Source organism: Shewanella sairae, from assembly GCF_023283535.1.
Taxonomy (GTDB): Bacteria; Pseudomonadota; Gammaproteobacteria; order Enterobacterales; family Shewanellaceae; genus Shewanella; species Shewanella sairae.
The window spans coordinates 1-509 of record NZ_JAKILT010000239.1 but is presented as its reverse complement, the minus strand read 5'-3'; the positions used below and the strand labels follow the sequence as shown (position 1 = coordinate 509).

Below are 509 nucleotides of genomic sequence, written 5' to 3'. Positions count from 1 at the left end.
GGACGAGGAATTGTTGGAAGAAGCAATGATGAGTCTGGACGAACCGTTACCGGATATGACAGAAGTAGACGAGGGAATGAGCGCGGACAATCACAATCCCAACGTCAGCCCAACCTTGGAAGCATTGGAAGTGAGCCGCCGCCCTCAAGGCGTCACCGTTTGCGAAACGTGTCCGAACTCGGTATGGCAAGCTTCAAAGGACAAGGTGCAGTGTTATTGCCGCGTGATGTATCTGGTGACGTGGGACAGCAACGATCCCGAAACGCTGTTGACGCATTGCGATGGGGAGTTTTTGGGGCAAGACTAGATGAAGCACAGATAAGTGCAGCAGAGCAGTATATCTCTGAGCGTATGAGTAAACGTGAGAAAGGGATGGATATTTTGGTACATGAACCTTTAACGCAGGCTGTTAAAGGCGAATTTGCGGGATTAAGAGAGGTTAACGGGCAGTCATTGATATTAATCAAGACTGCACCGGAAGTGGTTTCGGTATTACCGATAAAGAGTGA

At 49.1% G+C, this 509-nt stretch carries 1 pseudogene; it reads left to right on the top strand.

From position 1 onward, the window contains the following. Nucleotides 1–168: 168 nt before the first annotated feature. A pseudogene (locus tag L2748_RS24375) lies at nucleotides 169–509 on the top strand (TraI/MobA(P) family conjugative relaxase); the annotation flags it as partial.